Origin of the sequence: Rhizobium sp. L43 (genome assembly GCF_002531725.1) — a bacterium.
GTDB lineage: Bacteria > Pseudomonadota > Alphaproteobacteria > Rhizobiales > Rhizobiaceae > Rhizobium.
Window position 1 is genome coordinate 249652 of sequence record NZ_NWSQ01000008.1, and the last position, 8710, is coordinate 258361.

At 61.5% G+C, this 8710-nt stretch carries 8 protein-coding genes and 1 pseudogene; all 9 read right to left on the minus strand.

Going from position 1 to position 8710, the window contains the following annotated elements; translation table 11 throughout:
• Window positions 1–17 precede the first annotated feature (17 nt).
• A complete protein-coding gene (locus CO667_RS13050; RefSeq protein WP_097618772.1) occupies window positions 18–1109 on the minus strand; it encodes a glycine betaine/L-proline ABC transporter ATP-binding protein in 1092 nt (363 codons plus the stop codon).
• A 121-nt stretch (window positions 1110–1230) separates the two neighbouring features.
• Window positions 1231–2082, minus strand: a complete 852-nt coding sequence (locus CO667_RS13055) for a glycine betaine ABC transporter substrate-binding protein (protein WP_097618773.1) — start codon at window positions 2080–2082, stop codon at window positions 1231–1233.
• A gap of 77 nt (window positions 2083–2159) precedes the next feature.
• A complete protein-coding gene (locus tag CO667_RS13060; protein WP_097618774.1) occupies window positions 2160–3506 on the minus strand; it encodes an FAD-binding oxidoreductase in 1347 nt (448 codons plus the stop codon).
• Window positions 3503–5020 (minus strand): aldehyde dehydrogenase, encoded by a 1518-nt coding sequence (locus CO667_RS13065; protein ID WP_097618775.1) that lies wholly within the window; start codon window positions 5018–5020, stop codon window positions 3503–3505. The genes CO667_RS13060 and CO667_RS13065 overlap by 4 nt, the downstream gene beginning before the upstream one ends.
• Entirely contained in the window at window positions 5013–5924 is a 912-nt protein-coding gene (locus CO667_RS13070) for a dihydrodipicolinate synthase family protein (RefSeq protein WP_097618776.1), read from the minus strand. The genes CO667_RS13065 and CO667_RS13070 overlap by 8 nt, the downstream gene beginning before the upstream one ends.
• Window positions 5921–6637: a GntR family transcriptional regulator gene (locus CO667_RS13075; RefSeq protein WP_097618777.1), complete on the minus strand. Its 717-nt coding sequence runs from the start codon at window positions 6635–6637 to the stop codon at window positions 5921–5923. Before CO667_RS13075 ends, CO667_RS13070 begins: the two co-directional genes overlap by 4 nt.
• A 347-nt stretch (window positions 6638–6984) precedes the next feature.
• A complete protein-coding gene (gene gfa / locus CO667_RS13080; protein ID WP_097618778.1) occupies window positions 6985–7557 on the minus strand; it encodes an S-(hydroxymethyl)glutathione synthase in 573 nt (190 codons plus the stop codon).
• Between the two features lie 55 nt (window positions 7558–7612).
• Entirely contained in the window at window positions 7613–8455 is an 843-nt protein-coding gene (fghA, locus tag CO667_RS13085; RefSeq protein WP_097618779.1) for an S-formylglutathione hydrolase, read from the minus strand.
• A 3-nt stretch (window positions 8456–8458) separates the two neighbouring features.
• A pseudogene (locus CO667_RS13090) lies at window positions 8459–8710 on the minus strand (S-(hydroxymethyl)glutathione dehydrogenase); the annotation flags it as partial.

Below are 8710 nucleotides of genomic sequence, written 5' to 3' on the forward strand. Positions count from 1 at the left end.
ATCAGCTCCCGTTGGGTTCACGCCGCCGTGAGATCTTGGGTGGAGGTTCCCTTGACGCCCATCAGCAGGCTGCGCGGCGTGACGACGCCGACGACCTGATCGTTGTCGACGACGGCGATGGCGTCGCGCTCCGACTGCATCGTCAAAGAAATGAGCTCGTCGATATCGGCGTCCGGCGTCGTGCGCATGAGTGACGCGATGTCGAAATTCGGTGCGCCCTGCTGGAATTCGGCGACGCTGCGCATGACGGAATGCGCCTTGATCAGGTGAAGGCGGGAGATGCCCGCGACGAATTCGGCGACGTAGGCGTCCGCCGGGTTGAGGATGATTTCCTCGGCCGTGCCGGTCTGGATGATGACGCCGTCCTTCATGATCGCGATGCGGTCGCCGATGCGGATCGCCTCGTCGAGATCATGGGTGATGAAGACGGCGGACTTGCCGAGAGCTTTGGTCAGCTGGCGGAATTCGTCCTGAAGCTGGCGCCGGATCAGCGGGTCGAGCGCGCTGAACGGCTCGTCCATCAGGATGATCTCGGGATCGGAGGCGAGCGCGCGGGCAAGCCCGACGCGTTGCTGCATGCCGCCGGAAAGCTCGTTGGGATAGCGGCTCAGCCAATCGGCGAGGCCAACCTTCTCGAGGGCTGCAGCGGCGGTCTTGTTTCGCTCCGTCTTCGCAATTCCCTGGACTTCGAGGCCGAAGGCCGCATTTTCCAGGACCGTCCGATGCGGCAGCAGAGCGACGCTCTGAAACACCATGCCGATGTTCTTGGCGCGCATCTGCCTGAGATCGACCGGCGACAGGGCGGCGAGGTCACGCCCCTTGACGAGAACCTTGCCGGAGCTCGGCGTGATCAGCTTGTTGAGGAGGCGGATGAGCGTCGATTTTCCGCTTCCCGACAGTCCCATGATACAGAAGATTTCGCCGCGCCGAACCTCGATGCTCGCATCGGAGACGCCGACGACGCAGTTGAATTCCTTCAAGACCTCTTTTTTGCCGAGGCCGCGCTCCTTGATCGACTTCATTGCCGCAGCGGACTTGTCACCGAAGACTTTCCAGAGGGACTGGCAGTCGATCAGGACATCATTGATATCGGCAGTTACGGTTTTCATAGCGATCCCCTTGAGCCAATCAAGCTGGCTTCTCTCGTTGAACCCCAGCGTCATTTGCGCGTCTAAAAAGACGCGCAACACTGTAGGTGGCCGCCCGACGGATCGGACGGCCACGACGCATTTAGTTCTTCTTGATGTTTTCCCAGCGCTTGATCAGGTCGGCATGGGTGCCGATCCAACCCTGCACGGCCTGGTCCATGGTCTTGCCGTCCTTGACCTCACCGTTGATGGTGGTGATGTCGGCGATCGGCACGTAGACGCTGGCCATGACTTCGCGGGCATGCGGATATTCTTCGGAGAAGCCCTTATGGCCGATCCAGTAGTAGGTCTGCGGCGGCGGGAAGACGCCCTTCGGATCCTTCAGGTACTTGACCTCGTACTTCTGGACCATCCATGACGGTTCCCAGATCGTCACCGCGATCCACTCCTTGCGATCGTAGGCGGATTTCAGCGCCGCCGTCATCGCGGCCGTGCTGCCTTCGACGAGCTGGAGCTTGAGGCCGTAATCCTTGACCGCATTCGCCGTATCGCGCATCAGGCCGGCGCCCGGTTCGATGCCGATGATCTTGCCGCCGAACTTATCGGCGTTTTCATTGAGCTGTTCCAGCGAGTCGATCGGAACATATTTCGGAACGGCAACGCCCTGATAAAGGCCGTGCGACACCGGCGAAATCTTTTCGAGACGGTTCTTGTTCTTGTCCCAATAGTCCGAGGCCACGTAGTCCGTCTGCGAGGTGAGAGCCTGGATATCGCCCTTGGCGAGAGCGGCATAAGCAATGCCCCATTCGGAGAACTCGGTCACCTTGACGGTGTAGCCGGCGTCTTCGAGAACCTTCTTGGTGATGCCGGTGATGGGCGTCAGATCTTCCCAGGCCATCGTGCCCAGATTGATCGTCTTTTCTTCCGCGCGAGCAGGAAGGATGCTGATTCCGATCACCGCAGCGGCGCAAAGCGCCTTCCACAAAGTCTTCATTGTTCTTACTCCTGGTTTTCGTTCCCATTCTCATTGAAGTCTGCGGGCGGCAGTCTTCATATTGCGCGGCCGAGGGATCATCCCTCGCGGCCTGCACGCAATTCCTGCAAACGGATCACCGCATTGATGCCCAGCCATGCGAACGGCTCCGGGGGAATCCTCGACGGTTCGGGGTGATCCATAAATTCTTCGAGATGCCGCGAGGTGGTCCCGGTCGCCAATTCGGCCGCCATCATGCCGGCCAGCGTGCTCTTGACGGTTCCCAGTCCGTTCTCGCAGCAGGCGGAGTAAAGCCCTTCCTCGACTTCGCCGAAGGCGGGCACATGGTTCAGGCTCAGGCATATGCGCCCGGCCCAGCTATGCTCGAACGGGATGCCCTTGAGGCCGGGGAAGCGTGCGTCGAGCGAGCGCCGATGTTCCCAGGCCATTGCCCGCAGACGCCGCTCGGTCAGCGCTATCGTCGTGTCATAGGTCCACCGCGTTCTGAGCACGATGCGCGACTGGCCGCCGGATGTGATCTTTCGAACGGTCGCTCCCATGGCGTCCGCCGGAAGCAGTGCCCAGCTGTCGCGACCGCTGACCTTGCGTCCGAAGTCTTCCGCATCGAAGGGAGCCGTCATCGAGGCATAGCCGTAGAAGTGCATCAAGCGGCGGCGATAGTAGCCAAAGTCGTCGATATGGCCGTTGACGCCTACGATCACCTTCGGTGCGGTGACCGTGCCCCGTGGGGAAACCGCCGTCCAGGTCCCGTTCTCGCGCTTCAGCGATGTGACGGGCGAATGCTCGAAAATGTCGACCTTGCCCGAAAGCCCGGCAGCGACGGTGCGGATGTAATCGGCAGGCTGGATCAGCACGGCACCCGGCGTATAGACACCGCCGAGGTAGTAATCCGAACCCGTGATCTCGCGCATTTCGGCGACATCGAGAAAGCTGTGCTTCTCGCCGGCGCCCTTCAGCGACTGGCCGAAGCTGAGGTTCAGCTTCATGCCCCGTTCCGTGGCCGCCGCATTGATCTTTCCCGCGGGGTCGAACGTCTCGCGCGGCATGCCGTATTCCTGCGCGGCTTGTGCGGCGAAAGCGATCGCGGAGCGATTTTGTGTCATCTCCAAGCGGGTCGCGTCCACCTCCCCGCTCGAATACTCGCCGCCTGCCAGATTATGCGGGACGTCGATCATGAAGCCGGAGTTCCGTCCGGACGTGCCTTTGCCGACCCCGCTCGCATCGAGGACGACGATCTTGTCGTCCGGTCGAAGCTGGAGGAGACGGCGGGCCGCAGAGAGGCCCGCAAAGCCGGCGCCGATGATCAGCCAGTCTGCTGTAACGTTGCCTTCCAGGCTCCGGACCGGGAACGAACGTTTGCTGATCGCCTCCCAGCCCGAGATGCCGTTCTCAACCGGCAGACGTTTGACCGGTTTCGTGATCATCGGATCGTCTCGTCCACCGAACGTTCCGAGATGTCGATCCAGATCGTCTTCAGCTCGCAGTAATTGTCGTGGGCGAAGACCGACTTGTCGCGGCCGCCGAAACCGGACTCCTTGTAGCCACCGAAGGGGGTCGAGGCATCGCCCTCACCGAAGCAATTGACGGTGATGAGACCGGCGCGGATGTCGCGGGAGAGCCGGATCGCGTTGCGCAGACTGCCGGTATAGATCGACGCGGTCAGGCCGTAATTGGTGTCGTTGGCAAGTGCCGTGGCCTCGGCCAGGTTTTCGAAGGTGGTGACCGAAAGGATGGGGCCAAAAATTTCCTCCTGGAACAGCCGGCTCTTCGGCGTGACGCCATCGACCACCGTCGGCTCGATGAAGGCGCCCTCATAAGTCTCGCCGCCATGGGCGAGCGAGAGTTTTTCGGTCTTCACATCATCGAGGAAGGATTTCACCTTCTCGAAATGGCTCTTGCTGACGAGTGCACCGATGCGGTTTTCCGGGTTCAGCGGATCACCCGTCTTCCATTCGCGCATATAGGCGCCGATGCGCCGCAACAGTTCGTCCTTGATGCTGGCATGGACAATCAGGCGCGACGTGGCCGAGCAGTTCTCGCCCATGTTCCAGAAGGCGCCGTTGACCACCTGCTCGGCGACAAGATCGAGGTCTTCGGCATCCGCCAGCACCACCGCCGGGTTCTTGCCGCCGCATTCGAGCACGACCTTCTTGAGGTTCGAGTCCGCGGCGTAACGCAGGAAGCGGCGGCCGGTCGGCGTCGATCCGGTGAAAGCCACCATATCAACGTCCATGTGCAAGCCGATCGGTTCGCCGACCTCCCGGCCGGAGCCGGTGACGACGTTGAACACGCTCGCCGGAATGCCTGCCTCATGGGCGAGCTCGGCGACGCGCAGCGTCGTGAGCGTCGTTTCCTGCGCCGGCTTGACGATGACCGAGCAGCCGGCCGCAAGCGCCGGGCCGATCTTCCAGGCCAGCATCAGCAGCGGGAAGTTCCACGGCAAGACACAGCCGACCACGCCGATCGGTTCGCGCACCACCATGGCCAAGGCATTGGCGCCGACATTGTTGGTGTTGTCATAGAGCTTGTCGATGAGCTCGGCGTGCCAGCGGATCGTGTGAATGGTGTCGGGAACGTCGACCGTCTGGCATTCGCGCACCGGCTTGCCGCTGTCGAGGCTTTCCAGGACGGCGAGTTCGTGCCGGTTCTGCTCCATGAGCTTGGCGAGCTTCAGAAGCACTTCCTTGCGCTCGCCCGGCGAGCGCAGCCGCCAACGCCCATCGTCGAACGCGTCCTTCGCCTTCTGCACGGCGAAGTCGACGTCGCTGGAATCGCAGGCCGCGATTTCAGCGAGAACCTTGCCCGTCGCAGGGTTCGTGGAGGTGAAAGTCTTGCCGGAATTTGCCGGACGAAATGCGCCGTCGATGAAGGCGTTCGTCGGAAACTGCAGGTCGGCGGCGATCGCCTTATATTCGGCGGCGGTCAAGGGTTCATGCATGGTTGGCTCCCGACGTGATCTGAGCGACCGTGCGCTTCAATGTGGCGAAGACGGTCTGAAGGGTTCGCTTTTCTTCGGAGTTGAGCGGGCGCAGCGGTGCACGGACCGATCCGACATTCAGCCCGATCAATTCGCAGCCGTGCTTGATCGACTGGACGAACTTGCCGCATTCAAGGAAATCCATGAGCGGCAGCATTGCCGTCATGATCGCCCGGCCCTTGTCGAAGTTCTTTTCGAGGACGCAGGCCTCATAGAGGGCGACATGCTCGCGCGGCAGGAAGTTTGAGCCGGCGCAGACCCAGCTCTTCGCACCCCAGGCGAAGAATTCGAGCGCCTGGTCATCCCAGCCGCAGGAGAGCGCGATGTGCGGAAATTTCCGGGCGAGCAGGTGAAGATTGCCCATGTCGCCGGAGCTTTCCTTGATGGCGACGACGTTCTTCGACTTGCCGACGCGCGAGAAATACTCCTCGCCCATCACCACGCCCATGCGGGCGGGATAGTTGTAGAGCATGATCGGCAGGTTGGCGGCGCGATCGACCGTTAGTGCATGGACCGCGTTCTCGCGCTCGGTCGGCAATGCATATGGCGGCGACGACACCAGGATCGCATCCGCACCGATGTCCTTCGCCGCCTTGGCGTACTCGACCGAATCTTCGGTCCGCGTGGCGCCGGTGCCGATAATGAGCGGCAGCCGCGTCCCGATGACTTCCTTGGCATAGGCTGCGAGCTCGTAACGTTCCTGACTGCTCTGGGCGTAGTATTCGCCCGTCGAGCCGCCGACGATGATGCCGTGGACGCCCGCCTCGATCAGCGACTCGAGCACGGCGGCAAATCCGGCCCGGTCGATCTGTCCATTCTTATCGAGCGGCGTCACCGCCGGCGTGTAGATCCCCTCAAATTTCACGGTGACTTCTCCAATAATTGCGTGGCTGGACCGCCCACGAAGGCGTCAGCCTTGAGGCCTTGCGGAGCGATGAACATCTCCATGTTCTCGCGGGACAATTCCCAGTGTTCGAAAACGAGATCGACGACGGCATCCTCGTCGTGAGCGCCGAGCGCCACGATGAAGCCATCATGATGGTCGACGGCCAATTGCAGCCGCCGCCTCATATCTTCGTTTCTCGGCCGGAAAAACGTGTGACCGATGCGCGCGTGGTCGATGAGCAGCCGGCCGAGGCTCGGCTGCATGTAGACATTGCCCGACATCTCGCCGAAGATTTCGTGAAAGCGATTGTTCTCGAGAACCATCGCAAGAGCGTCCATGCTCTGGCTGGCGGCGCGGAACCGCTCCTGGGTCTGCTTCAGGTCCGACAGCTGGGCGGGCTTGAAGTTCTGCACCGCGAGGCGGCCGATCGCCGCATAGATCATCGGCGCGACAAGAAAGAAATTCCGAAGCGTGGAGTGGTTCATCGGGATGACCCGCGCACCCCTGTTCTCACGGATGTCGATGTAACCCTCGCCGGCAAGGCGGCGGAATATGTCCCGCACCGGGGTCCGCGACAGCCCGTATCTTTCGCTCAGACTGGCCTCGTCCAGATCGGCGTCCGGGTCCAGCTCCATCGTCAGAATCTGGCGTTTCAGGTCTTCGTAGAGATTGCTCTTCGGTGTCTTCGCCATCGTCGATCTCCGGCCATTCGTTGCTCTACGCCGTGAAGATGGCACGCCTTTTCGGCGGAGTCAAATAATTGTGTACTTTGCGTACACAATCATTATTCGAAGGATACACAATTTCTTGGGCACGCCTGATGGGGGAGTGGCACATATCAAGTGAGGAAAGCTCCGCGGCGGCAGCCATCGCGGAGTTTCTTCCCAAGCGGGTTCTGAGGGCAGGTCGTGAGAGTTCTTTGCAGCCAGGCATCGGAAGCCTGAGCGCCGGCAAACCGGCGGCACGCGGCCATCAAGATTATCTCGATCCGGATAGCGGCGGTGTTCGGGGAGCGCCGGGGGCGACGCTCCCCGGGATTTTACGCGGCGAGGACGCCGCTTTTCTTGGCGGTCCAGGTCGCGATATAGTCCATCAGGCCGGGCGAGAGGCAATCATAGGGCTCCAGGCCCGATGCCTTCAGCTGCGCTCTGACAGCGTCCATCTTGGCCGGATCGAAGCCGCTTTCGATGATCGACGACACGAAGGCCGCAAAGGTCGGCTTTGCCCAGCCGCTTTCCTGGAAGCGCTCGGGATGGACGAAGGACAATCCCTGGAACGGATGTTCGCGCTCGACGGGGCCGTACATATGCACGCCGCATTCCTTGCAGGCATGCCGCTGGATCAAGGCCGCGGAATCGACGACCGCAAGCTTGTCGCCGTTTTCGAGGACTTCGACGCTCTCGGTCGGCGCCACCGCTACGACCGAAAAGGCGGCACCCTCGGGCTTCCAGCACTTGGTGCAGCCGCAGGCGTGATTGTGGGCGATATCGCCCTTGATCCTGACCTTGACGGGATTGCTCGTGCATTTGCACACGAGCGTCCCGCCTGCGAAAGCAGCGTCAGTCGCCTTAAAGCCTGAATCCACTGCCGGATGAATGGCTATGCTGGTCATTGCTTCTCTCCTTCCCTCCCTGGCCGTTTGCGATATGCCCGGCCGAGCTCTGCAATTATTTCCGATCTCCGAGCCTCTGCGCATGCCAGCGCAGATGGTCTTCCATGAATGTCGAAATGAAGAAATAGGAATGGCCGTAGCCTTCCTGCATGCGAAGCTTGAGGTTGATATCAGCCGCCTCGCAGGCCTGCCTGAGTTCATCGGGACGCAGCCCATCCTCCAGGAAGCTATCCGCCGTTCCCTGGTCGACGAGCAGTTCGGGCAGGCGATGCCCGTCCTCGATCAGCGAGCAGGCGTCATAGGCCCGCCAGGTGTTTTCGTCAGCTCCGAGATATTTTCGGAATGCCGGTTTCGACCAGCCGGAGACCGAGGGATGGCTGATCGGCGCGAAAGCCGAGCAGCTCCGGAAGCGGTCCGGATTCTTGAGCGCGATCGTGATCGCGCCATGTCCGCCCATCGAGTGGCCGAAGATTGCTTGGCGGTCCATGTCGACGGGAAATTCCGCAGCAAGGAGGCGCGGCAGCTCATCGGTGATGTAGCTGTACATGCGGTAATTGGCCGAAAATGGCGGCTCGGTGGCATCGACATAAAAGCCGGCGCCCTTGCCGAACTGCCAGTTGTCGGATTCGTCGGGAACGTGGTCACCGCGAGGGCTGGTGTCCGGGCAGACGATGATCAGTCCGAGTTCGGCGGCAAGCCGCCGATACTCGCCCTTGTCCATGGCATTGGCATGCGTGCATGTCAGGCCGGACAGGTACCACAGAACCGGGCAATTGCCTTCGGCGGCCTGCGGCGGCACGAACACCGCAAAGGTCATGTCGCAGTCGCATGCCTCGGAGCGACTGACGTAGACGCCCTGAGTGCCGCCGTGAGACTTGTCGATCGATATGGTTTTCATGGCTCAGTAAACCACCACGCCGCGGATGGACTTGCCCGAATGCATCAGCTCGAAGCCCTTGTTGATGTCTTCGAGCGGCATCGTATGGGTGATCATCGGGTCGATCTGGATCTTGCCTTGCATGTACCAGTCGACGATCTTCGGCACGTCGGTGCGGCCGCGGGCGCCGCCGAAGGCGGTGCCCATCCAGTTGCGGCCGGTGACCAGCTGGAACGGGCGGGTGGAGATCTCCTGGCCGGCGCCGGCCACGCCGAT

What these genes read in the sequence shown, in the direction of transcription:
- CO667_RS13050 (WP_097618772.1), bottom strand. Translation starts at nt 1,109, where the DNA reads ATGAAAACCGTAACTGCCGATATCAATGATGTCCTGATCGACTGCCAG.
- CO667_RS13055 (WP_097618773.1), bottom strand. Translation starts at nt 2,082, where the DNA reads ATGAAGACTTTGTGGAAGGCGCTTTGCGCCGCTGCGGTGATCGGAATC.
- CO667_RS13060 (WP_097618774.1), bottom strand. Translation starts at nt 3,506, where the DNA reads ATGATCACGAAACCGGTCAAACGTCTGCCGGTTGAGAACGGCATCTCG.
- CO667_RS13065 (WP_097618775.1), bottom strand. Translation starts at nt 5,020, where the DNA reads ATGCATGAACCCTTGACCGCCGCCGAATATAAGGCGATCGCCGCCGAC.
- CO667_RS13075 (WP_097618777.1), bottom strand. Translation starts at nt 6,637, where the DNA reads ATGGCGAAGACACCGAAGAGCAATCTCTACGAAGACCTGAAACGCCAG.
- gfa (WP_097618778.1), bottom strand. Translation starts at nt 7,557, where the DNA reads ATGACCAGCATAGCCATTCATCCGGCAGTGGATTCAGGCTTTAAGGCG.
- fghA (WP_097618779.1), bottom strand. Translation starts at nt 8,455, where the DNA reads ATGAAAACCATATCGATCGACAAGTCTCACGGCGGCACTCAGGGCGTC.